The following is a 24,303-nucleotide window of genomic DNA, read 5'->3' as shown; positions in this document are numbered from 1 at the left end:
GCACGGAACCATGTCCACGACGGAGGTCTTTCTCATCGCGTTGCTGATCATTTTCTCGATCCCCTATCTCGTCTGGCGCATCGCCCGTATCGACTATTATGTGCCCTTGGTCGTCATGCAGATCATCGGCGGTGTGGTGCTTGGCCCCGGTGTCATCGGTGCGGCCTTCCCTGATTATTACAGCTTCGTATTTCGGCCCGAAGTGGTAGCGGCGTTGAACGGCATTGCCTGGTGGGGGGTGATGATATTCGTATGGATTGCCGGCCTTGAGCTAGATTTGAGACATGCGTGGCGGCATCGTTATGAAACGGGTGTGACGTCCGGCCTGGCGCTGATGGTACCGCTTGTTCTGGGATGCGTGGCGGCCCTGGTGCTGCTGGCGCTTGACGGCGGTTGGCGCGGCCCGCTTGGCGAAGATTGGCAGGTTGTGCTCGGCATCGGCATGGCTTGTGCGGTGACCGCGCTTCCTATCCTCGTCCTGTTTCTGGAAAAGCTCGCAATATTGAGGGAACCTCTGGGTCAGCGGATCCTGCGCTATGCAAGCCTGGATGATATCGCTATCTGGGGCGTGCTGGCGCTGATCCTTCTCGACTGGGATCGCATCGGTCGGCAAGCGATGTTCATCATGGCCTTCGTCGCTGCGGCATGGCTGGTTCGTCGGGTAGCCCCGCGACTGGCTGAGCGCGATCGCTGGTATGGCGCGCTTGTCTGGCTCGCCGCCTGCGGGTTTGCGGCGGATTGGTGCGGACTGCATTTCATGGTCGGGGCTTTCCTGGCCGGCGCCGTGCTCGATGCGGAATGGTTCGATCGGGAACGAATGGACCTCTTTCGCGATCATGTCCTGCTGGCGGTCATGCCGGTCTTTTTCCTCAGCACGGGATTGAAGACGCAGTGGGACGTCGGGGGCATCGCCGTTTTCGGCGCGGCGGCGCTGCTGCTGATAGCTTCCGTTGGCGGCAAGCTGCTGGGTTTGTGGTACGCGGGCCGCGTCCTGAAATGGCGCAAGGGCGAAGCCGCTCTGATCGGCTGGCTGCTCCAGACCAAGGCGCTGATCATGATCATCTTCGCCAATATCCTGCTGGACCGGCAGATCATTTCGCCGGAAAGCTTTACCGCCCTGCTTTTGATGGCAATTGCAAGCACGATGCTGAGCATCCCGCTGGCGGCGCCAAAGCTTCGGCTCTTGATGGCCGATCCGGGGGTTGCGCGGGAACCGGTTGAAGCGAACCGGCATCGATGAACTCAATGCCCCCGTCAGGCCGCATCTGTGATGCTGAACGGATCGGCCTGCCCAAGGCCGAAATTGAAATTCTCTTGACAAAAGACGTACACACAGGAAATGGTAGCGTTATCATAATGTCTAGCGGGAGGAACAGTAGGTGAAGGACGCTTCCACAGCGGCAGATTTGCTGTGCGCCGACTGGCGGTCGGCGGTATTTGTCGGGCGAATTGCGACAGTTGCGGGACCGTCACCGATCCTCATCCGCGATGGCCAGGTCTATGATGTCGCGACCACGGCACCGACCGTCTCCGCGCTGCTTGCCATGCCTGATCCCGCCGCCGCAACGGGCGACCATCTGGGCGCGCTTGACGACTTGCTGCCCGCCTTGAAAATCCTTTCGCCCGTCGATCTGCAATGCGTGAAGGCCGCAGGTGTGACCTTTGCCGTCTCGGCGGTGGAGCGGGTGATCGAAGAACGGGCCCGTGGCGACGCCGATGCCGCGGCGGCGGTGCGCGCCAAGCTGGAAGACCGGATCGGGGGTAGCATCCGTTCCGTCGTGCCGGGCTCGGCAGAGGCGGCTGCGCTCAAGACCGCATTGGCGGATGAGGGCCTCTGGTCGCAATATCTGGAAGTCGCGATCGGCCCGGATGCGGAAATTTTCACGAAGGCTCCCGTCCTTTCGACCGTGGGTTGGGGTGATGAAATTGGCGTGCGTTCGGATTCATCATGGAACAATCCAGAACCTGAAATCGTCCTGATCGTCGATCCGCGCGGGCGTATCATGGGCGCGACGCTGGGCAACGATGTCAACCTGCGCGATTTCGAGGGACGCAGCGCGCTGCTGCTGGGCAAGGCAAAGGACAATAATGCGTCATGCTCGCTTGGTCCGTTCATCCGGCTGTTCGATCAGGGCTTTACGATGGATGATGTGCGCGATGCGGTGGTGGAACTGACGATCTCGGGCAGCGACGGCTATCATCTGGCCGGTGTTTCTTCCATGCGCGAAATCAGCCGCGATCCCGAAGAACTCGTCCGTCAGGCGCTTAGCGAACATCAATATCCCGACGGCTTCGCGCTGATGCTCGGCACATTGTTCGCGCCGACGCAGGACCGCGACGTGCCCGGCCGCGGTTTTACCCACAGAACCGGCGACGTCGTGCGTATTTCCTCCGAGCGCCTCGGTACCCTGGTCAATCGCGTCACGACGTCGAAGAGCGCGCCGCCCTGGACGACGGGTATCGCCACGTTGATGGCTAACCTTGCTGGCCGTGGGTTGTTGCAGCCGCCTGTCATGCAGGACCATGCCTGACATGCGCCCGGCCCGTCGATTCCCATTCCCCGTTTCTGCCGGAGACCATCATTGTTGAAGCTCAAGACCCCGACAGCTGTGCGCGCTGTCTATCCCAGCCTGACGGACAAGCATGTGCTTGTGACCGGCGGCGGCGCCGGTATCGGAGAGGCGCTGGTGGAAGCCTTTGCCCGTCAGGGTGCCAGGGTCTTGTTCATCGACATTCTCGATTCCCCTTCACACGATCTTGTAGAACGGCTGAGCGGCGACGTGGCGCACGCGCCCCTGTACCGCTACTGCGACCTGCGCGACATCGAAGCGATCCGGCAGACGATTGCTGATGTTGAACGGGAACAGGGCGCAATCGACATTCTGGTCAACAACGCTGCCAATGACGACCGTCACAGCATTGACGATATTACCCCCGAATATTGGGACGACCGCATTGCCGTGAACCTGCGACACCAGTTCTTCGCGGCGCAGGCGGTTGTTCCGGGAATGCGGCGTTCGGGTGGCGGGGCCATCATCAACCTTGGTTCGATCAGCTGGCATCTCGCGCTGGCCGACCTTGTACTCTACCAGACCGCCAAGGCGGGGATCGAAGGTTTGACCCGCGCACTGGCGCGCGATCTTGGGCCGGAGAATATCCGCGTCAACACGATCGTTCCCGGCAATGTCCAGACTCCGCGCCAGATGCAATGGTACACGCCGGAGGGCGAAAAGGAGATCGTTGCAGCACAGTGCCTGAAGGATCGAATCCAGCCCGATGATGTCGCCGCGCTCGCCCTGTTCCTTGCCTCTGACGATGCGCGCATGTGCACGGGCCATGAATATTTTGTCGACGCGGGCTGGCGTTGATGCCTGGTCCTGTCGAACAGGCTTGCAAGGTCGGCGCGACGCTGGGCGAAGGACCCTATTGGTCCGAGGGTGAAGGCAAGCTCTGGTTCGTCGATATCAAGGAACAAAAAATCCATTGTTTCGATCCGGGGACGGATCGGCTCGAAAGCTGGAATGCCCCTGCCCAGCCCGGCTGGATTTTTCCGACCGACAGCGGACGGATGGTGGCGGGCCTGCAAAGCGGCATCCATATGTTCGATCCGGCAAGTGGCAGCTTTGAGTTGCTCGCCGCGCCAGAAGCGTCCGAGCCCGGCAACCGGCTGAACGACGCCGTCATCGATCGTTTTGGCGCCATCTGGTTCGGCAGCATGGATGATGGCGAGACGCGGGCGACGGGCCGCGTTTACCGCTTCGCTGACGGGAAAGTCGTCGCCACGAACATCGCGCCCTGCGCGATCACGAACGGCCCTGCATTGTCCCCTGACGGCAGCACCCTTTATCATGTCGATACGCTGGGTGGATCCATCTACGCCTGTACGCTGGGCGATGACGGCTTGCCTATTTCCCAACGCCGTCTTGTCACCATCGACCCCGCACAAGGTTATCCCGACGGGCCGTCCGTCGATTCCGAAGGCTGCATCTGGATCGGCCTTTTCGGTGGATGGAAAGCCCATCGCTATGCCCCGACCGGGGAATTGCTGGACACCGTCAGCTTCCCCGTGGCCAATGTGACGAAGATCGCGTTCGGCGGTGCGGATCTTTGCACGGCCTATGCGACGACGGCGCACAAGGGTTTGTCGGCGGCCGAACGTGCGCAGCAGCCGGGTGCGGGCGACCTTTTCAGTTTCCGTGTGGATGTGCCGGGCCTTCCGGCACCCAAGGTCGCCCTGACCGCCAGCTAGATCAAAATCGTTGCGCAATGTTCCGACGGAATGGTGCGCGCCATGGGGGAGAGAAGGACATGCCCGAAACCGCGTCGGCGCAAGTCAATATCCCACGGCGGCAGTGATAAACGAATAAGGAAAGGAAGACGGACGTGATCCCCATTTTGCTGGCAGCCGCGACTGCGCCGGTGGCCGTAGCGTCGCCCGACAAGAGCATCGTCATCAGCGTCGCCCCCGATGGCAAAAGCTATTCGGTGACTCGCAAGGGTGAAATCATCATCCGCAATGCGCCGCTGGGCCTGGAGATGGCGAATGAGCCGCAATTCTCCAACCTCAAGTTCGTCGATGCCAGTAAGCAGGCGGTCAATCGCACCATTCCGCTAACCGCCACGAAGGCGAGCGAGGCCAAGGATCATTATAACGGCGCTGTCATCCGTTTTCGCGAAAAGGGCGGCAGCGGGCGGACCATGTCGATCGAGGCGCGCGCCTATAATGAGGGCGTCGCCTTCCGCTACGTTGTTCCCGGCGGCAAGCCGGTCGCCATCGCTGGCGAAAAAACCGGCTTTCGCCTGGCTGGCGACACGCGCTGCGAGGTGACCGAATTTGCCAGTTCGCACGAGTTGCCATGGAATTCGATGACGATCGCGGCGCTTGATCGGGCCAAGCTTTATGACCTGCCCATGGTCTGCGCCTCATCCACCGGACGGACCCATTTCGCCTTGGCTCAGTCGGGGATTGCAGGCTATGCAAGCTCGGCGTTGCAGCCGGTCGAGGGCGGGTTAGACGTTCATCTGTTTTCGCCCAAGGATCGCCCGAATGTGGCTGTCCGGTCCGCTGATGGTTTGCACAGCGCGTGGCGCGTCATCATGGCCGGCGACCGTGCAGGCGACCTGATCGCCTCCCCCATCATCGGCAATCTGTCGCAGCAGGCCACTGGTGACTTTTCCTGGGTAAAGCCGGGCAAGGCGGCGTGGGACTGGTGGTCCGGTCCGTCGACGTCGGAAAAGCCGAGCATGGATCGGTATCGCCGCTTCATTGATTTCGCGGCGCAATCGGGCTTTCAATATTTCATGGTCGATGCTGGCTGGGCCTATAATTCGGGCGAGTGCTGCGGGGTCGAACCGAACCCGGATACCGACATCACCCGCGCCGAACCCGGCATCGATATCCCCGCTCTGGTGCAATATGCCAGGAGCAAGGGCGTGGACCTGCTGCTGTGGGTGCATTGGGCACATCTCAATTCCCGCATGGACCAGGCGCTCGACCTCTACCAGCGCTGGGGCGTCAAGGGCGTGAAGGTCGATTTCATGGAGCGCGACGACCAGGAGATGGTCGCTTTCTATGTGCGCGCGGCGGAAGCGACGGCAAAGCGGCATTTGCTGCTCAACATGCACGGCGCCTTCCCGCCTTCGGGGCTTCAGCGCACCTATGCCAACTATATCACGCAGGAAGGCGTGATGGGCGCTGAATGGAACAAGTTCGGCTGGGGTCGCATAACGCCAACCCATAATGTGAAGCTGGCCTACACGCGGATGCTGCTGGGGCCGATGGATTACACGCCTGGCGGGTTCCGCAACGGCGCGAAGGCCTCAGGACCGGGCGATGGGTCCATGCCGACGACGCTGCATACGCGCGGACAGGCGCTGGCCCAATATGTGGTGTATGACAGCCCGCTCCAGATGGTGTCGGACAAGCCGGAAGCCTATGCAAACGCCAGCGGCTTCGATTTCATCGAGCAGGTGCCGACCGCCTGGGACGAAACGCGTTTCATCGATGGCACGCCGGAGAGCCATATTGTCCTTGCCCGTCGCAAGGGGAAGGACTGGTATATCGGAGCCATGACCAACGAGACGGCGCGTCGGGTCGAAATCCCGCTGTCTTTGTTGGGGGCCGGTCGCTTTGAAGCGACGCTCTGGCAGGATGGTGCTTCGGCCAACGATGTGGCGCGCACGACGCGGCAGGTTACCAGCGGTGATAGGGTGTCCGTTCAGTTGAGCGCTGGGGGCGGTGCTGCCATCCATATCCGGCCAATCCGCTAACCGGCGCGACACGCCAGCCTGGGCTCCACCAAAGGACAATCGTGATGATTCCCCTGCTACTGGCGGCAGCAGCGCCCGTCGCCATCCTGTCGCCCGATCATAGCATGGCCATCAGCGTAGCACCGGATGGCAAAAGCTATTCGGTGACGCGCAAGGGCGAGATGATCGTCAAGGATGCGCCGCTGGGCCTGGACATCGCCAATGAACCGGACATTGGGCCGCTGACGCTCGTTGATGTCGCGAAGCAACGGGTGGACCGCACCATTCCCCTTGTCGCCACGAAAGCGAGCAAGGCCAGGGATCATTATAATGGTGCGGTCATTCGCTTTCGCGAACGTGCGGCAGGCGGCCGGACCCTGTCGATCGAAGCGCGCGCCTATAATGAAGGGGTGGCCTTCCGTTATGTCTTGCCCGGCGGCAAGCCTGTGGAAATTGCCGGTGAGGAAACCGGGTTCCGCCTGGTTGGCGATCCGCAATGCGAAGTCTCGGAACTGACAGGCTCGCACGAACGGCCATGGCAATTGAAGGCGGTGTCCGCGCTGGATCGCTCGAAGCTCTACGATCTTCCCATGCTTTGTGCGTCCGCATCGGGCAAGACGCATTTCGCGCTTACCCAGGCCGGCATAGGGGGCTATGCCGGCTTTGCTCTGAAGCCGGTGGCAGGCGGCCTCGACGTTCGCCTGTTCCCGCGCAAGGGACGCCCCTATGTGGCGGTGCAATCGCCTGACGGCCTGCACAGCGCCTGGCGTGTCATCATGGCGGGCGACCGCGCGGGCGACCTGATCGCCTCCCCGATCGTGGGCAATCTGTCGCAACAGGCCAGTGGAGATTTTTCCTGGGTCAAGCCGGGCAAGGCGGCGTGGGACTGGTGGTCGGGTCCGATGGAAACGCCGCCCCCTACCATGGACCGCTATCGGCATTTCATTGATTTCGCCGCGCAATCGGGCTTTCCCTATTTTTTGATCGACGCCGGTTGGGCCTATAAGACCGGCCAGTGTTGCGATCTGTGGCCCCATCCTGAAAATGACATCACCCGCGCGGAGGCGGGCATCGATATTCCTGCCCTTGTGCAATATGCCCGGGGCAAGGGCGTAGATCTGCTGCTGTGGGTGCACTGGCTCCCCCTCGATGCGCGGCTCGACGAGGCGCTCGACCTCTACCAGCGCTGGGGGATCAAGGGCATCAAGGTCGATTTCATGGACCGAGACGATCAGGAGATGGTCGATTTCTATGTGCGGGTCGCGGAGGCCACGGCGAAGCGACATATGCTGCTAGACATGCACGGCGCGTTCCCGCCTTCGGGACTTCAGCGAACCTATCCAAATTATATTACGCAAGAGGGCGTGATGGGCGCGGAACATGACAAGTTCGCCTGGGGCCGCGTAAACCCGGCCCATAATGTGAGGCTCGCTTATACGCGCATGCTGCTGGGTCCGATGGATTACACACCGGGCGGGTTCCGCAATGGCGCAACATCGCCAGGACCGCGCGACGGCTCCATGCCGACATCGCAGCACAGTCGCGGCCAGGCGCTGGCAATGTATGTGGTCTATGACAGTCCGCTGCAAATGGTGTCGGATGCGCCCGAAGCCTATGTGAATGCCAGCGGCTTCGATTTCATCAAGCAAGTGCCGACCGCGTGGGACGAAACCCGCTTCATCGAAGGCACGCCGGAAAGCCATATCGTCCTCGCCCGGCGCAAGGGGAGGGATTGGTACATCGGGGCCATGACGAACGGAACCGCGCGGCGCGTCGACATTCCGCTCTCCCTGCTGGGATCGGGACGTTTTGAAGCGACGGTCTGGCAGGACGGCGCCTCGCCCAACATGGTGGATCGCACGACGCGGCAGGTCACCAGCGGCGATACGCTGTCGGTCCAGATGAGCGCCGGGGGCGGTGCCGCCATCCACATCAGGCCCGTTTCCTGAACCATTCCGGCGCAACAAAATAGGCCGCCATGCTCCGTCAGCATGGCGGCCTTCCTGTCATTTGGTACGATTCTCCGCGGGTATGATTTCCCACCCTCGCAGATGCGGATCGTTCGCCGCGCCATGCGGCGATCCGGCCGCCGCCCTCCATTATTGTTTGGCCGGAGGATCGACATTCCCGACCGGCAGATTGGGGAGCGGGGCGTTCGGATCATAGGTCCAGACGGCTTCGTCCCGCAGGTCACCCGACGACAGAGCGATCCGGTTGCTTCCCGGCGTCAGGGCCACGTCGGTCCAGGTCGCCACATGATCGACCACGGGGACTTCGGGATAGGATCGACCGTTCACGGTCAGGCGAACCGACGGCTGATTGCTGTACGCGCGGATCGTAACCCGATCCCGCGTCCGGTAGCTGTGGCGGCGTTCGGTCAGGTGCAGCATCGGCCGGTCGGACCAGTTTGCCTGATACCAGTAATAGGCGTCCTTTTTGACCGCGCGGTCATATGTCACCAATCCCTTGTCATTGATGCCGCTACGATCCCCTTCGCTTCGCCCATCGGACGCCAGATCGAAGGCGACCCAGATGAAGGAGCCCCACAGATAGGGAAGATCCCGGATTCCGCGCCAGCTCTGTTCATGGGAAAGCGCCTGATATTGTTCGGGATGCCAGGCGCTGGTCGTGACAGGTGGGGCGGGGTCGCTTTCCTGCGCACGAATACCGCCACCCGCGCCATATTCGCCGATCGCGAAAGGACGGTCGGGGAAAGCGGCATGAAATTTCCGCGCCCATTCGCCCAGTGAGCCCTTCTGGTCGGGATACCAGCCGAAATAGCGGTTGAAGGCGCTGAGGTCGGCGACGAGCGCCTTGGGGTTGTCGTCATTCTGACAGCAATGCGCATAGCTGGTCGGACGCGACGGATCGGCGGCATGCGCCGTCGCCTGCGCAGCGCGCAGCAGGCGCAGCACATCGTCGCTTACTTCATAGACCTCGTTACCAAGCCCCCAGACGGCGACGGAGGGATGTTGGGCGTTCTGGGCGATCAGTTCTCGCATTTGCTGAACCACATTGCGTTCGAAAGCCTCGCCCTTGTCGATCACGCCGTTCAGGGGAATTTCCGTCCACACCAGCAAGCCCCGGCGATCCGCCTCTTCATAGGCGCGCTGAGGGTGTTGGTAATGCACGAACCTGACCGCGGTCGCGCCCATATCAGCGATGATCTGCATGTCATCGGATATTTCCTCGTCAGTGACGGCTGTTCCCCGGCCGGGCCGCTGGGCGTGGAAATAGTTCACGCCATGGAGGCGATAGGGCCTGCCGTTCAGCAACAGCCCTTTGTCGGCGGTCACATCGATCGTGCGGATGCCGAGCGGCAGTTCGATACGGTCGCGGACCTTGCCCCTGGCGTCGGACAGGGTGGCCACGACCGTGTAGAGATAGGGATCGGCGATGCCGTTCCAGAGGTGCGGGTTTGACAGCGCCATGTCTGCGGTCACCTCGCTCGTGCGACCCGATCGCAAGCGGGTCCGGTCTTCCGCACGCGCGACTTCGCGGCCATCGGCATCGTGCAGGCTTATATGAAAGCGCACGCCTGCGTCGGCCTTCATATCATTGGCCAGCCGCAAGCGCGCGCGAATCCGGGCGGCGCCCGCGGTTACGTCGGGTGTGGAGACATAGACGCCGGGACCGCCGCTATCCTTCATGTCGAAATGCAGCGCATCGGCCGATACCAGCCAGACGCGGCGGTATAGCCCCCCGAAAACCGTGAAATCCCCACCCAGCGGAGCGATATCGGGCAGGCGGGTGCTATCCACGCGGACGGCGACGCTGTTGCGGCCAGCCTGCAACGCATCGGTGACATCGAAGCGGAAGCGGGCGTAGCCGCCTTCGTGCCGACCGATCCGGTGACCGTTGACCCATAGGTCGGTGGCCAGCGCAGCGCCGTCAAATTCCAGGAAGTAACGGCGATCGGACGCCTTTATCGGCATCACTACATTCGTGCGATACCAGGCCGGACCCCGATAATAGCTGCCGCCATCATCGCCATCGCTGCCATTGAAGCTGTGGGGCAGGGTTACCCGCGACCAGCCTGAATCGTCAAAATCGGGCGACGCAGCGTCGGGCGCATCTGCGCGCAGGAAGGACCAGACGGCGTCAATTGGCGTCCTTCCGCGCTCCGCCGCCAAGGCTTCGTCCATTGCCAACAAGCCAGAAAGACCGAGAAAAATCGACAGCAGAAGCTTGAGATGCCGGGCGATGACGTTGCCGATGCTGCAGGACATAGCGATAATTATCTCCCCAAACCCACTTCGCGGGCTTTTTTCTCTGAACAAGGCCTGTGATGGCGAAGGATATGAGGGCAATCGTATAGGTCGTTGACCCGGACGCCATTAATGGTATCGGTATCATTCGATAATCAAGAAGTCCACTCAGGGGAGGCGCCGCAGTCCGGATCAGCGAAAAAGTGAAGCGATCGTAAGCCGTTGGGCCAAAAGCTGCACGGACATTGTTTCCCGACCAGAGCTTCAGCAATACCCAAGGCGCTGCGGACGGTATCCGCTCCGAGCGGTTGTCGGGACGAAGGACGCCGCACAAATCCATCTGAGGGGGCCTGATCCAGGTCGGACAGAGGCGGCAAATCCAGATTTTGACTTGATAGCGCTATCATTTAATAAGTATGAGTAATGAGAATTGCAGAATGGCGCTCAAGGGAGAGTGAGTGAAATGCTATTGAATCGTGCGCAAACCGCCTTGCTTGGCGTCTCCTTGTCCGCGGCGAGTCTTGCGCTTTGGGCGGCGTCCGCCGGTGCGCAGTCAGCCGAGCCGGGTAAAGCCCACCCGGCGCTTTGGCCCCAGGCCAAGAGCCAGGGTCTGATCGACGCGAAAACCGAATCCCGCATCACCACCCTGTTGAAGCGCATGTCGCTCGAGGAAAAGGTGGGGCAGATGATCCAGGCTGACACGGCATCGATAAAGCCTGAGGATCTGCGTCGATATCCGCTAGGTTCGATCCTGGCGGGTGGCAGTTCGCCGCCGATCAACGCGCCGGACCGTTCGGCGGCCGGACCGTGGATCAAGACCGCCCAGGCATTCAACGCGATCGCGATGGAAAAGCGGCCGGGGCATGAGCCCATTCCGATCATGTTCGGGATCGATGCGGTGCATGGCAATAATAATGTCGTCGGTGCCACCTTGTTTCCGCATAACAGCGCTCTTGGCGCCGCACATGACCCTGACCTGATTCGCCGAATCGGTGAAGCCACCGCCCGGGAAACCGCTGCCGCCGGGATGGATTGGGCCTTTGCTCCGACGCTGGCGGTCCCCCAGAACGATCGTTGGGGGCGGACCTATGAAGGCTATTCCGAAGATCCGGCGCTTGTCCGCGCTTATTCCGCCAAGATGATCGAGGGGCTTCAGGGCGCGCCGGGGAAGGGCAAGCTTCAAAACGGCTATGTGTCCGCGAGCGCCAAGCATTTTCTGGGCGACGGCGGCACCCTGAACGGGGTGGATCAGGGCAATACCGATATTCCTGAAAGCGAATTGATCGCCATTCATTCCGTTGGCTATCCGCCCGCGATCAAGGCCGGGGCCCGCACGATCATGGCGAGTTTCAACAGCTGGCAGGGCGTCAAGATGCATGGCAACAAAAGCCTGCTGACCGACGTGCTGAAACAGCGCATGGGTTTTGACGGGTTCATCATCGGCGACTGGAACGGCCATGCGCAAGTACCAGGCTGCACCGCGACGGATTGCCCGCAATCCTTCAATGCGGGTCTCGACATGGCGATGGCACCGGACAGTTGGAAGGGCCTGTTCGAAACCACGGTCAAGCAGGTCCGTGATGGCGTGATCCCCATGACGCGGGTGGACGATGCGGTGCGCCGTATCCTGCGCGTGAAGTTCAAGTCCGGATTGTTCGATCCTGCCCGCCCCTATGAAGCGCGTACCGACGTCATCAGTTCGCCCGCGCATCGGGCGATCGCCCGCGAGGCGGTGCGCAAATCGCTGGTCCTGCTCAAGAATGACGGCGTTTTGCCGGTCAAGGCTTCTGCCCGCATCATGGTCGCAGGTAGCGCGGCGGACGATATTTCGCAGCAATCGGGCGGCTGGTCGCTGTCGTGGCAGGGCGACGGCAATACGAACGCCGATTTCCCCAACGCGCAGTCCATCTATGCGGGCATTGCCGAAGCGATGAAGGCCGGTGGCGGCAGCGCAACCCTGAGCGTTGACGGAAGCTTCACTCAAAGACCCGACCTTGCCATCGTCGTGTTCGGCGAAAAGCCCTATGCCGAGGGCCTGGGCGACCTACGCAGCCTGGAGTTCGAGGCGGGCGACAAACAATCGCTGGCGCTGCTCAAGAAGCTAAAATCGGCGGGTATCCCGGTGGTGTCGGTGTTCCTGTCCGGGCGGCCGCTATGGGTCAATCCGGAACTGAACCAGTCCGACGCCTTCGTCGCGGCCTGGCTGCCCGGCAGCGAAGGCGGCGGCATTGCGGACGTGCTGATTGGCGATGCCAAGGGCAAGCCGAGGGCTGATTTCACCGGTCAACTGTCCTACAGCTGGCCCAAGACCGCCGCGCAGTTCACGCTGAACAAGGGACAGGCAGGCTATGATCCGCTGTTCCCGCTGAACCACGGCCTCAGCTATGCGGTGCCTGGCAAGGTCGGTCAGCTAAGTGAAGTGGCGGGCATCGACGCCACGCCTGCCAACAAGAGCCGCTATTTCGCGGACGGTCGGGTGCATGCGCCCTTCTCGCTCGCTCTGGGCGCCGGCATTGCCCAACGTCCGGTCGATTCCGCCAGCCGGCAGGAGGGCGCGATTCAGCTCAGCTGGAACGCGGGTGCCATGGCCAAGGCAAGCATCGACGGCGAGGGCGTCGACCTTCGTTTTGAATCCAGCGCGGAAATGATGCTCAAGATGACCTATCGCGTCGACACCCCCGCGGGCGGCAGCATCAAGCTGGCCATGGGTCAGGGCATGGTGAATGCGGATGAGATCTTCAAGGCCGGGGCGGGCTGGCGCACGGTCCGGATTCCGCTGAAATGCTTCGCTGAAAGGGGTGCGGACATGGCGCATCTCCAGCCTGTGTGGACGCTGTCTTCCGCCGGTCCCCTGACGATTTCCTTCTCCGAAATCGAACTTGCCACCCAAGCGCCTGGCGGCGTCTGCCCGTCACAGCCGTAAGATCATGGAACGGAGATTTCCCATGCGCCGATGGACCAGCTGGCTGCTGCCGATTGCCGCCACATGCGCGCCGGTCACTGCGACGGCCGCCGAGGGCAATGCGCTGCCGCGCCTGGAAAGCCGCAACGGCCAGCATGCGCTGATCGTAGACGGTGCGCCTTTCCTGATGCTGGGCGCGCAAGTCAACAACAGCGCCAACTATCCCGCCATGCTGCCCGAAGTGTGGCCTGCGATCGAAAAAATGCATGCCAATACGGTCGAAGTGCCTGTCGGCTGGGAACAGATCGAACCGGAAGAGGGCAAATTCGATTTCTCCTTCCTCGACGCCCTGTTGCCCCAGGCACGCGAGCATAATGTGCGACTGGTGCTGTTGTGGTTCGGCACATGGAAGAACACGGCGCCCAGCTACGCGCCTTCATGGGTGAAGCTGAACCAGAAACGCTTTCCGCGCATGATCAACGCCAAGGGAGAGGTGCATTACGCGCTCTCGCCGCACTATCGCACGACGTTGGAGGCGGACAAGCGCGCCTTCGTCAAGCTGATGGAATATCTCAAGAAGAACGACCCGCAAAACACCGTGATCATGGTGCAGCCGGAAAATGAAGCAGGCAGCTATGGCAGCGTGCGCGACTTCTCGCCTGTCGCTCAGAAGCTGTTCGACGGACCGGTTCCCGCGCCGCTGCTCAAGCAGATGAAGAAAAAGCCCGGCACATGGCGCAACGTGTTCGGCGCGGATGCAGACGAATATTTCCATGCCTGGTCGATCGCCAGCTATACCAGCGAGATCGCCGCCGCAGGCAAGGCGGTGAAAGCGCTGCCCATGTATATGAACGCTGCGCTGGCCGCAGCTTCTGGCCGCCAGCCGGCGATGACCTATGCCAGCGGCGGGCCGGTGCATCATGTCATTGATGTCTACAAGGCCGCCGCTCCGGCGATCGATATCGTAGCGCCGGATATCTACGCGCGCGATCATGCCGACTATATGGCGTATCTCAACTTTTATGACCGGCCCGACAATGCACTGTTCGTGCCGGAAACCGGCAATGACAAGGACTTTGCCCGCTTCTTCTTCCCGACCGTAGGCAAGGGGGCGATCGGTTTCGCACCCTTCGGCATGGATTATACGGGCTATCAAAATTTCCCGTTGGGCGCGAAAAAGCTAGACGACGAGACGATTGAACCGTTTGCGCGCAATTATCGCCTGTTTGGGCCGATGCAGCGGGAATGGGCGGCCTGGGCGGCGCAGGGCAAGACCTGGGGCGTCGCCGAGCCGACCGATCCCAAGGCCGAGCACACCCAGCATATCGCCATGGGCAAATATAATATGACCGTGACCTTCGGTCAGTGGCAGTTCGGCACCGACAAGCCCACCGGCAATCCGCAGCCTTCGGGCGGCGTGGCGGTAGCGCAACTGGGCGAGAATGAATTCCTTGTCACCGGTTTCCACTCCCGCGTCTATTTCGGCCTCGCCAAGCCCGCGCCGCTTGAATCGATGATGACGCTGCGCGTGGAGGAAGGCTATTTCGACAAGGGCAAATGGGTTTTCCGTCGCGTGTGGAACGGCGATTCCACCGACTATGGCCTGAATTTCACAGACCGCGAGCAAGTCCTTCGTGTCACCCTCGCAACCTACAAGGGCACGCCGCCTATCCCCGTCGGGAATCCCAATTGAAGAACCGGAGCAGGATAATGAAAACGCTTTCCCGCCTCGCCCTTTGCGCGCTGCTTGCGACGTCGAGCACCGCCGCACTCGCGGGCAGTTTCCAGAAGGTCGATCACGGCATCATCGTATCGCCCGACAAGGGCCCCGCCAAGCGGGTCCGCATTCTTGCCTTCGGCGATGAGGCCTTTCGCGTCACCGCTATTCCTAACGAGAATTTCGAGGCCGTGTCCGATGGTGTGATGGTCACGGCCAAGCCGGACGGCAACCCTGTGGTCAGCGAGGACAGAGGCACGGTTACGCTCAAGCTCCCTTCGGCGACCGCGCGCGTCAATCTGACCAGCGGTCAGGTCAGCTTTCTGGACGGTAGCGGCAAGGCCATTCTGAGTGAATCGTCCCGCGCCGCATTCGAGCCCAAGACGGTCGAGGGGCAGAAGTTTCTCGCCGTTCGCCAGCAGTTCAACCGGGGGACGGACGAAGGCTTTTACGGGCTTGGCCAGCACCAGAACGGGCAGATGAACTATCGTGGCGAGGACGTCGAACTTGCCCAGCACAATATGGACATTGCGGTTCCATTCGTCGTTTCGACGCGCAACTATGGCCTGCTCTGGAACAATAATTCGATCACCCGTTTCGGCAACCCCAAGTCCTATGCCCTGGCAGGCAGCGAAGGCGACGGCCTGAAGATCGTGGGCACCGATGGCAAGCCCGGCTGGACCGCCCAATATTATCTGGGCGACAGGCTGGCCGTCACGCAGAGCGAGAAGGTCATCAATTACCAGTATATCCGGGACAATATGCGCTGGCCCGAAGCCGCCAAGGCGCAGACCGTCGCCTCGACCGCGGGGCAGAACACCGCCGGCAACGCGGTCCAGACGCAGCGGGTGATCTGGTCCGGCAAGGTCACGCCCGGCAAGAGCGGCCTCCACCGCTTCCGCCTCTATTCGTCGAGCTATGTAAAGGTGTTCGTCAACGGGAAGGAGGTGCTGGAACGCTGGCGCCAGAACTGGAACCCCTGGTATCATAATTTCGACGTGCCGCTGACGGCGGGCAAGGCCGCCGACATCCGGGTCGAATGGGAGCCCAATGCGGGCTATATCGCGCTCGTCCACAATGAGCCGATCCCCGATGCGGATCGTTACTCGCTTTCCTTTACGTCCGAGCTGGGACAAGCGGTCGATTATTTTGTGACCGCGGCCAAGGACATGGACGGGGCGATCGCTGGCTATCGCAAGCTCACCGGCAAGTCTGCGATGCTGCCGGAATGGGCCTATGGCTTCTGGCAGAGCCGCCAGCGCTACGAAACGCAGGATCAACTGCTGGACGTCGTGCGCGAGTTCCGCCGCCGCAACCTGCCGCTCGACAATATCGTTCTGGACTGGCGCTATTGGGAGGATGACAATTGGGGTTGCCATTGTTTCGACAAGACGCGCTTTGCCGATGCCAAGGGCATGGTGGATGAGGTCCATGCGCTCAACGCGCGGATCATGATTTCGGTCTGGCCGAAATTCTATCCCACGACGGACAATTACAAGGAACTCGACAAGATCGGCGGCATCTATCGCCGCATGGTCGAGCAGCGGCCCGGCGAATCAAAGGATCCGAAATATATATCGAAAATGTACCGCGACTGGGTCGGGCCGGGTTACGCTAACGCCTTTTATGATCCCTACAACCCCAAGGCGCAGGACATCTACTGGCGGCAAATCCGCGAAAATCTGGGCGATCTGGGCTTCGATGCCTGGTGGCTCGACGCGGACGAGCCGGATTTCCACTCGAACCTTTCGATCGAGGAACGCGCCTACCGCATGAGCCCGACTGCGAAAGGACCGGGGGCAGCGCTCTTCAACAGCTTCCCGCTGGTGCATAGCGAAGGCGTCTATCAGCGCCAGTTGATTTCGAAGCCCAATGTGCGTCCGTTCATTCTGTCCAGGTCCGGCTTCGGGGGCATCCAGCGTGCTGGAACAGCGGTCTGGTCCGGCGACGTCGCATCGCGCTGGGACGACCTCAGGGACCAGATATCCGCGGGCGTCAATCTGTCGATGTCGGGCATTCCCAACTGGACGCACGATATAGGCGGTTTCGCGCTGGAGGATCGCTATACCAAACAGGATCCCGCCCATATTGACGAATGGCGGGAGCTCAATCTGCGATGGTTCCAGTTCGGTGCCTTTACGCCGCTGTTCCGCAGCCACGGCGAAGCCCCCAAGCGCGAGATATACGAAATCGCGCCCGCCGGCTCGCCCATGTACTCTTCGATGGAATGGTATCTGAAGCTGCGGTACCGGCTGATGCCCTACATCTACACGCTGGCGGGCGATACATGGCAGAAGGACGGCACGATCATGCGCGGCCTGGTCATGGATTTCCCTGCCGACATCAAGGCGCGCAACATCAACGACGAATATATGTTCGGCGGTGCGTTCCTGGTCGCGCCGGTAACGGAGTTCAAGGCCCGCAGCCGCCAGGTTTATCTGCCAGCCGGTGCCGACTGGTATGATTTCAACAGCGGCGCCTATTACAAGGGCGGTCAGGAAATCCGTGCTGAAGCGCCCTATGAACGCATGCCACTGTTCGTGCGCTCCGGTTCGATCGTGCCGACCGGGCCTGAGATCGAATATACCCGCGAAGAGCCCGATGGCCCCATCGTGCTGCACATATTCACCGGCGCTGACGGCAGTTTCTCGCTCTATGAAGATGATGGCACCAGCGAAGGGTATAAGCGCGGCGAATTTACGCGCATTCCCATCCAGTGGAACGAGGCCAAGGGCGAACTGACCATCGGCAAGCGCGAAGGCGGCCATGGCGGCATGACCTCCAAGCGTGCCATTTCCGTCCGGTTTTATGACAAGGGCACGTCCCGGCAAGTCGACTTCGCGGAAAATGGAAAAAGCGCTGTCGTCTATGACGGAAGCGCGGTCACGGTGCGCAAGCCCTGATGACGGGTGCTGGCGGGACGTTGCTTCGACACCATCCCGCCATCCTTGCATAACGGCATATAGTGAAAGAGCCGGGTGCGATGCTGTCGCGCCCGGCTCTTTCATATGTTCCTCAAAATCCGTGCTCAGGCCAGACTGGTGAGCCCCTCACCGCGCAACCGGACGACAGGAACCATCTGGCCGGGCTTGGCCGGCGGGAGCGTCAGCACCAGTGCATGCTCCTCCTGCTTCCAGGAAAGGTTGCCGCCGCCTACCAGTTCTGCCTTTGCGATCGAGGCACCGCCCAGAGCACGACGACCCAGCGACGCGATACGCAACGTGCTCTTGGGCCAGAGCATCAACACGGTGTAGAGCGCGCCCTTGTTGACGGTATAGCGCACATCCTGCTGGGTGAAGTCGCTGGCCTTGTCTTCCTCCATCTTGCCACCGGGCAGGTCTGTCGGCCCTTCGCCGAAGATGCGCCAGGGGCGGCTGCCGAAAATCGCGGCGTCACCATTGATCCGCAGCCAGGCGGCGATGCCGTCGAGAATCTTTTCCTCCTCACTGTCGAGCGTGCCTTCACCCCGGAGCGGGACCGAAAGGAGGAGATTGCCGTTTTTCGAGACGATGTCGCACAGGCGCTGGATGACCTTTTGCGCCGGAACGTAATATTTATGGTCGTAGCGCGCGCGATTATAATGCCAGTCGCCGATGCAGGTGCAGGTCTGCCATGGCTGCGCGCGCATCACGGGCGAAAAGCCGCGTTCGACGTCATTCATCAGCCCGCCCTGCATATAGTCGGTCAGCAGTTTCGACGTCAGGACGACGTTGGGACTGCCATGCCATTCGATGGCGCGGTTGTAATAATGCGCGATCGCCTCCAGCCCGACGGTTCCGAACGGTATTCTGGTGTCGTCGAAATAGATCATGTCCGGTCGATATTTATCGACCAGATCATTCTGACGCAGGAGCCATTTCTGGATGAACGCCGGGTTTCGCGAGGCAGCATGTTCCAACCAGCGCCCGTCATGCACCTCATGCCACGCCTCCATCGAGGCATTGCTGGCGATCCCGTCGGGTGCCACGAAGCTGGGGCCGGTATAGAGATCCTGGGGATCGAGCTCATCCCACCATTTGCCATGGCCTTGTTCGCGTCGCAGCTTGAACGCGTCGTAGCGCTCTCCTGCCCTGGCGCCCTCCGCATCATAGCCATAGCCGGTCTGATACCAGTGCCAGGCATGACTGATATGATTGCTGACGCCAAAGGGCAGGCCTTCGGCTCTGGTCGCCTTTTCCCAACCCCCTACGATGTCCCGCTTTGGACCGACCCGCGTTGCGTTCCACGCGTGATGCGCGCTGTCGTACAGGTCGAAATTGTCATGATGGCCCGCCATAGCCATGAAATATTTCGCGCCAACCTGCTTGTAGCGCCGCAACAATGCCGCCGGATCCCATGCTTGGGCCTTCCATTTGCCGATAATGTCCATGAAGCCGGTATCGGCCGGATGCCCATAATTGGCGACATGATGCTTGTAGGCCGGACTTCCGGGCACATACATCAGGCGGCCATACCAATCGCCCGCTTCCGGCTGGCACTGCGGCCCCCAATGCGCCCAGATTCCGAATTTGGCATCGCGGAACCATTCCGGGGTGTCCCAACCCGCGACAAGAGACGACCAGTTCGGCTTAAACGTTGCGGCATGCGCCGATGCAGCGCCGCTCATCGCAACAGCGCCAGCGATCAAATCGCGCCGACCAATCTTCCACATTTCAGACCCGCTCCCTTCAATTTCCGCTTGCGTGCAGACGGCTATTGTTGGTACCGCTACCATATAAGCTAGGGCATAGGAAGAGGACATAGGGCGCGGATGGATCGCAATCGCACGACCTTGATGTGCGCCGGCAACCGCTCTTTGCATGAAAGGCACGTTATGAAGATCGTTCCGGCAATCCTTCTGGCCGCACTGCCGGCAGCCGCCCATGCGGCGCCGCTTGACCTTGACCCGGTCTATTCGTCCCACGCCGTTTTGCAACGCGGCCGGGAAATCCCGGTCAGCGGCACCGCAGAGCCGGGGAGCACCGTCAATGTCACATTCGATGGTGAGGCACATACCGCCAAGGCCGACAGTAAAGGCCGGTGGCAGGTCTCCCTGTCCAGCCGTGAGGCGGGCGGCCCCTATGTCATGAATGTGAGCAGCAACGGCGAAGAGCAGCGCCTGGATGACCTCATGGTCGGCGATGTCTGGCTCTGTTCAGGCCAGTCGAACATGGAATTCGCGGTTCGCTATGCAACCAATGCCGCTTTCGAAGTGCCTTATTCCAATCGCCCGATGCTGCGGCTGCTCAACGTCCCGCGCCAGTCGAGCACCAAGCCCCAACAGAGGTTTTCAGCCACAACGGGCTGGCAACGTTCCGCGCCGGAGAGCGTGGCCGATTTCTCGGCTGTCTGCTACTTCATGGGGCGCGAACTCCAGGCACAGCAGAAAATTGCCGTCGGTCTGATCGCGGCAAGCTGGGGCGGGTCGCCGATCGAGGAATGGATCAGTCGCGATGCGTTGCAGACAGTGCCGCGCTATCGCGCAGACCTTGCGCTGATGGACGAATATGCCCGCGATGCGGGTATCGCCGCAAGTAGCTGGGCCAAACTGTTGCAGCAGTGGTTGGGTGGCGATGCCACGGCCCCTGCCAAGGCGGCCTGGCGCACGGTTCCCAACAAGCAGATGTGGGAACAATGGGGTGACGCCTCGCTCGCGACCTTCGATGGCATTGGTTATTATCGTGCCCGTGTGAAGCTGACCGCGGCGCAGGCGGCAAAATCCGCACGGATCGTGATTGGAGCGGTCGACGACATCGACGTGACGCGGATCAACGGCAAGATCGTGGGTGCCGACCAGGGTTGGCAGAAGAAGCGGGATTATGAGGTGCCTGCCGGCGCGTTGAAGGCTGGAGAAAATATCATCGACGTGACGGTCGTCGACACGGGCGGCGGTGGCGGCCTGGTGGGTGATGCGGCGCGTACGCTGACCCTGGGCGACGGCACGGTGCTGCCGCTTTCCGACTGGACCTTTGCCAAGGGGCGGCCGCTCAAGAACGGCGAGGCGCCGCCAAGCGTGCCGTGGACCGGGGGTGCAGGTCGTACGACACTGTTCAACGGCATGATCGCGCCGCTGGGCGGCTATCCGCTGAAGGGTTTTGCCTGGTATCAGGGCGAAGCCAATGCGGGCGACGCGAAGGGATATGCGGAGTTGATGCCCTTGCTGATCGCCGACTGGCGCAAGCGGTTCGAGACATCTCCCTTCCTGATGGTGCAACTCGCCAATTTCGGACCGCTTGCCTCCACGCCTTCGAACGATTCATGGGGCCAGTTGCGCGATGTTCAGCGGCGCGTTGCAGATGCCGATCACAAAGTGGGCATGGCAAGCGCGGTTGATATCGGCCAGGTCACCGATATCCACCCGACCAACAAGCAGGATGTAGGCAAGCGGCTTGCCTTGGCCGCGCGACATATCGCGCTCGGCGAAGATGTCGAGGATCGGGGGCCCGCGCCGATTTCCGTCACGCGCACGGCAAAGGGGATTGCCGTTCGCTTCGCCCATGGCCCACTCAAGCTTGTCGGCGGCGGGTCCGCGATCGGATTTGAACTATGCGACGCCGCATCCAGTTGCCGGTTCGTCAATGGCGATCTTGGCGAGGACACCATCTTGCTGCCCGCCGATGCTAGCGCTCGCACGGTTCGCTATCTGTGGCAGGCCAGCCCGATCGTGAACCTCTATAACAAAGCGGAATTGCCTGCGACGGGGTTTTCCATGCCGATCGAATGACCATCGGCGCTGTCATCGCGATGTCGGCGGAAGGGTATTCAGGCCGACGCGCGATGCCGGTGCCTTTCCAACAATCTATCAAGAGACGCATCCGTTTTTCAAAGCTCAACCGGCCGCAAGAATGATCCGGAATAAACAGAGTGACATAATGATTGGGGAGAGCATGCAATGAAAATCGAAGGTACACGCCGTTGGTCAGGCAAGGTTTTGCTGGGATGCGCTGTCCTGCTGCCCAGCATGCTCACCGCCGCGCCGTCATCGGCGCAGAAGGCAACACCCTATGCCTGGCAGACGGTGCCCTTTGGTGGCGGCGGCTATGTCGACGGGTTCGTGTATCATCCGCACGCCAAGGATATTCTCTATACGCGCACCGATATCGGCGGGCTATATCGTTATGACTATGAAGCAAAGCGCTGGTTGCCGCTGCTGGATCATCTGAGCCGCCAGGACGGCGATCTCATGGGCGTGCTCGGCATCGCGCTTGATCCTGCAAATCCCGACCGTGTCTATGCCGCCTGCGGCCTCTATCTCAACCAATGGTCGCGCAAGGGCGCAATCCTGCGTTCGAATGATCGCGGCAAAACGTGGCAGGTCGCCGAACTGCCGATTCATGTGGGTGGCAATGCGGACGGACGCGGCAGTGGCGAACGCCTGGTCGTTGATCCGCGCAATCCCGACACCCTCTATTATGGTTCAAACGAAGACGGGTTGTGGAAAAGCGTCGACGGCGGGCGGACCTTCGCCCGAACGGGTGCCGGCTTGCGCTCGTTCAGCCTGGTCGCGGCCGACCCGGCTGACGCCTCGTCGCTGTGGGCCGGGACCGCCGATGGCCAGGGCGGCCTCATGCTGAGCCAGGATGGGGGGCAATCGTTCAAGCCTGTCGCAGGGCCGCCGGCGATGGTGCCGCAACGACTGGCCTTTGCGCCCGATGGATCATTGTACGTCGCCTTTTCCAAGGGCGATGGCAAAGGGACGATCAACCCCAATAATGCCCAAAAGGGTGCGGTATGGAAACGCGATGCCAAGAGCGGCGAGTGGCGCGATGTGACGCCCAAGGGGCCAGGTTCCAACGCATCCGGCGGATTTTCCGGCATCGACGTTGCCCGCGACGGAACTGTAGCTGTTTCGACCTTGGGGCGCTGGTTTCCAAGTGACGACATCTACGTGTCTCGTGACGGCGGTGAAAGCTGGACCGGCATGCAGGGAAAGGCGCGACACCGGCCCGACGACTATCCCTGGCTGGTCAATTACCTCAATGGCGAGGATAAAATGGGCCATTGGATTTCAGACCTGAAATTCAACCCCTTCAATCCCGACGAGATGGTGTACGGCACGGGTTACGGCGTCTGGATGAGCCGCAACTTTGCATCGGCAAAGGGGGAGCAGAAGGTCGATTTCGACTTCGCGGTCAACAATCTTGAAGAAACCGCGACATTGCAGCTGGTTGCGCCGACCCGCGGTGCGCGGTTGATGGCCGCGATGGGCGACATCGCCGGCGGGGCGTGGGATGACCTGACGCAAACACCATCGAAGCGCCTGTTCACACCGAACAGGGAGAATGTTTTCAGCGTCGATTATGCGGGATTGAAGCCCGATATGGTTGTGCGGACGACCGCCAACTCGCCGAATAACGGTTTTCATTCGCGCGACGGTGGCGTGACGTGGGAGTCCTTTGCATCGACTCCCTACCGGAAACCCGCGCAGGGGGAAGGTTGGCGCAACCCCGGGAGCATCGCGATTTCCGCAGGTGGAACCGCGCTGGTCTGGGCACCGGAAAAGGACGGCGCCTATTATTCGGCCGATGGCGGGAAAAGCTGGCAGCGTTCCGCTGGATGGCCGGTGGACAAGGAACAATCGCTCAAGCCCGTTGCCGACAAGACATATGATCGCATTTTCTATGTATTTGACCGGTCGACCTCGCGCATCCTCGCGAGCGGCGACGGCGGCGCGCAATTCAACGTCCTCGTCGAAGGGTTCCCCAAGCTTGAGCCCTGGCAGCAGGCGAAGCTTGCCGTAGTACCGGGCCGCGTCCGCGACCTGTGGCTGGCGACGTCGATCGGCCTGTTCCATTCGCCAGACAGCAAGTCGAAAATGGCCCAGATCCGCAATGTGGATGAACCCTGGGCAATTTCGTTCGGCGCGCCAATGGTCAAGGGCAATTATCCTGCCATTTATCTGTGGGGCAAGGTCAAGGGCGCCGAAGGATTGTGGCGGTCGGACGATACGGGATCAAACTGGGTCCGCATCAATGACGACGCGCACCGTTATGGCGAATTGAGGGCGATTGCAGGCGACATGGTCGAACCGGGGACGGTCTATCTCGCGCCGCATGGCCGCGGCGTGATTGTGGGGCGACCGGCGGGGCAGGGAAACTGATCCGTCGCTATATCGCTACCGCGCGACTCGTGCGGGTGACAGGTAGTCGGATTGAAGGCTCGCGGGCGAAATTCAGCGACTTGCGCGTAGAAATCGACATTTTTTGGAACAATTTGGAAATGTTTTGGTACCGCTATCAGATTCTATC

At 61.2% G+C, this 24,303-nt stretch carries 14 protein-coding genes; 12 read left to right on the top strand and 2 right to left on the bottom strand.

From position 1 onward, the window contains the following. The first annotated feature begins 10 nt into the window (after positions 1-10). From IWY39_RS10185 to IWY39_RS10160, 6 genes are all read left to right on the top strand, one after another. Positions 11-1,240, top strand: coding sequence for a cation:proton antiporter (locus IWY39_RS10185; protein WP_196871439.1), 1,230 nt, complete (start codon positions 11-13; stop codon positions 1,238-1,240). A gap of 139 nt (positions 1,241-1,379) precedes the next feature. Then, positions 1,380-2,531, top strand: a complete 1,152-nt coding sequence (locus IWY39_RS10180; protein ID WP_107124918.1) for a fumarylacetoacetate hydrolase family protein — start codon at positions 1,380-1,382, stop codon at positions 2,529-2,531. Positions 2,532-2,585: 54 nt separating this feature from the next. Beyond that, the gene (locus tag IWY39_RS10175) at positions 2,586-3,368 is read left to right on the top strand and encodes an SDR family NAD(P)-dependent oxidoreductase (protein WP_107124917.1); all 783 of its coding nucleotides are present in this window, start codon (positions 2,586-2,588) and stop codon (positions 3,366-3,368) included. Further along, complete coding sequence (locus IWY39_RS10170; RefSeq protein ID WP_107124916.1) at positions 3,368-4,249, top strand: SMP-30/gluconolactonase/LRE family protein; 882 nt, start codon at positions 3,368-3,370, stop codon at positions 4,247-4,249. The genes IWY39_RS10175 and IWY39_RS10170 overlap by 1 nt, the downstream gene beginning before the upstream one ends. 134 nt (positions 4,250-4,383) lie before the next feature. After that, positions 4,384-6,270 (top strand): glycoside hydrolase family 97 protein, encoded by a 1,887-nt coding sequence (locus IWY39_RS10165; protein WP_181316760.1) that lies wholly within the window; start codon positions 4,384-4,386, stop codon positions 6,268-6,270. Between the two features lie 44 nt (positions 6,271-6,314). Next, positions 6,315-8,198, top strand: a complete 1,884-nt coding sequence (locus tag IWY39_RS10160) for a glycoside hydrolase family 97 protein (protein WP_107124914.1) — start codon at positions 6,315-6,317, stop codon at positions 8,196-8,198. 150 nt (positions 8,199-8,348) lie between these two features. On the opposite strand, the gene IWY39_RS10155 is transcribed toward IWY39_RS10160, so the two are convergent. Next, on the bottom strand, positions 8,349-10,478 hold the full coding sequence (locus IWY39_RS10155) for a glycoside hydrolase family 2 protein (RefSeq protein WP_229380647.1): 2,130 nt from the start codon (positions 10,476-10,478) through the stop codon (positions 8,349-8,351). A gap of 442 nt (positions 10,479-10,920) precedes the next feature. Here IWY39_RS10155 and IWY39_RS10150 point away from each other — a divergent pair, with 442 nt between their 5' ends. The 3 genes from IWY39_RS10150 to IWY39_RS10140 are packed head-to-tail and all read left to right on the top strand — an operon-like array spanning position 10,921 to position 17,979. After that, the gene (locus IWY39_RS10150) at positions 10,921-13,380 is read left to right on the top strand and encodes a glycoside hydrolase family 3 protein (protein ID WP_107124913.1); all 2,460 of its coding nucleotides are present in this window, start codon (positions 10,921-10,923) and stop codon (positions 13,378-13,380) included. Positions 13,381-13,402: 22 nt separating this feature from the next. Then, positions 13,403-15,052 (top strand): DUF5597 domain-containing protein, encoded by a 1,650-nt coding sequence (locus IWY39_RS10145; RefSeq protein WP_196871438.1) that lies wholly within the window; start codon positions 13,403-13,405, stop codon positions 15,050-15,052. 17 nt (positions 15,053-15,069) lie between these two features. Then, the gene (locus IWY39_RS10140; RefSeq protein ID WP_107124912.1) at positions 15,070-17,979 is read left to right on the top strand and encodes a glycoside hydrolase family 31 protein; all 2,910 of its coding nucleotides are present in this window, start codon (positions 15,070-15,072) and stop codon (positions 17,977-17,979) included. A gap of 125 nt (positions 17,980-18,104) precedes the next feature. Here the strand turns inward: IWY39_RS10140 and IWY39_RS10135 are convergent, their stop codons facing one another. Next, positions 18,105-19,727: an alpha-L-fucosidase gene (locus IWY39_RS10135; protein WP_107124911.1), complete on the bottom strand. Its 1,623-nt coding sequence runs from the start codon at positions 19,725-19,727 to the stop codon at positions 18,105-18,107. Positions 19,728-19,889: 162 nt separating this feature from the next. On the opposite strand from IWY39_RS10135, the gene IWY39_RS10130 reads away from it, so the two are divergent. The 3 genes from IWY39_RS10130 to IWY39_RS10125 are packed head-to-tail and all read left to right on the top strand — an operon-like array spanning position 19,890 to position 24,155. Beyond that, positions 19,890-21,779, top strand: a complete 1,890-nt coding sequence (locus IWY39_RS10130) for a sialate O-acetylesterase (RefSeq protein ID WP_181316759.1) — start codon at positions 19,890-19,892, stop codon at positions 21,777-21,779. Next, positions 21,776-21,904, top strand: a complete 129-nt coding sequence (locus IWY39_RS24325) for a hypothetical protein (RefSeq protein WP_261375991.1) — start codon at positions 21,776-21,778, stop codon at positions 21,902-21,904. Before IWY39_RS10130 ends, IWY39_RS24325 begins: the two co-directional genes overlap by 4 nt. 43 nt (positions 21,905-21,947) lie before the next feature. Then, complete coding sequence (locus IWY39_RS10125) at positions 21,948-24,155, top strand: WD40/YVTN/BNR-like repeat-containing protein (protein ID WP_107124909.1); 2,208 nt, start codon at positions 21,948-21,950, stop codon at positions 24,153-24,155. Positions 24,156-24,303: the final 148 nt, after the last annotated feature.

It is taken from the genome of Sphingobium sp. JAI105 (assembly GCF_015752145.1).
Taxonomy (GTDB): Bacteria; Pseudomonadota; Alphaproteobacteria; order Sphingomonadales; family Sphingomonadaceae; genus Sphingobium; species Sphingobium xenophagum.
The sequence above is the reverse complement of the archived record's forward strand: the minus strand, read 5'-3'. Positions and strand labels throughout refer to the sequence as shown.

Bases quoted from the DNA above. Each gene is read 5' to 3' on its own strand.
- IWY39_RS10135 (WP_107124911.1), bottom strand. From the start codon at position 19,727: ATGTGGAAGATTGGTCGGCGCGATTTGATCGCTGGCGCTGTTGCGATG.
- IWY39_RS10140 (WP_107124912.1), top strand. From the start codon at position 15,070: ATGAAAACGCTTTCCCGCCTCGCCCTTTGCGCGCTGCTTGCGACGTCG.
- IWY39_RS10185 (WP_196871439.1), top strand. From the start codon at position 11: ATGTCCACGACGGAGGTCTTTCTCATCGCGTTGCTGATCATTTTCTCG.
- IWY39_RS10150 (WP_107124913.1), top strand. From the start codon at position 10,921: ATGCTATTGAATCGTGCGCAAACCGCCTTGCTTGGCGTCTCCTTGTCC.
- IWY39_RS10170 (WP_107124916.1), top strand. From the start codon at position 3,368: ATGCCTGGTCCTGTCGAACAGGCTTGCAAGGTCGGCGCGACGCTGGGC.
- IWY39_RS10155 (WP_229380647.1), bottom strand. From the start codon at position 10,478: ATGTCCTGCAGCATCGGCAACGTCATCGCCCGGCATCTCAAGCTTCTG.
- IWY39_RS10130 (WP_181316759.1), top strand. From the start codon at position 19,890: ATGAAGATCGTTCCGGCAATCCTTCTGGCCGCACTGCCGGCAGCCGCC.
- IWY39_RS10160 (WP_107124914.1), top strand. From the start codon at position 6,315: ATGATTCCCCTGCTACTGGCGGCAGCAGCGCCCGTCGCCATCCTGTCG.
- IWY39_RS10145 (WP_196871438.1), top strand. From the start codon at position 13,403: ATGCGCCGATGGACCAGCTGGCTGCTGCCGATTGCCGCCACATGCGCG.
- IWY39_RS10125 (WP_107124909.1), top strand. From the start codon at position 21,948: ATGAAAATCGAAGGTACACGCCGTTGGTCAGGCAAGGTTTTGCTGGGA.
- IWY39_RS24325 (WP_261375991.1), top strand. From the start codon at position 21,776: ATGACCATCGGCGCTGTCATCGCGATGTCGGCGGAAGGGTATTCAGGC.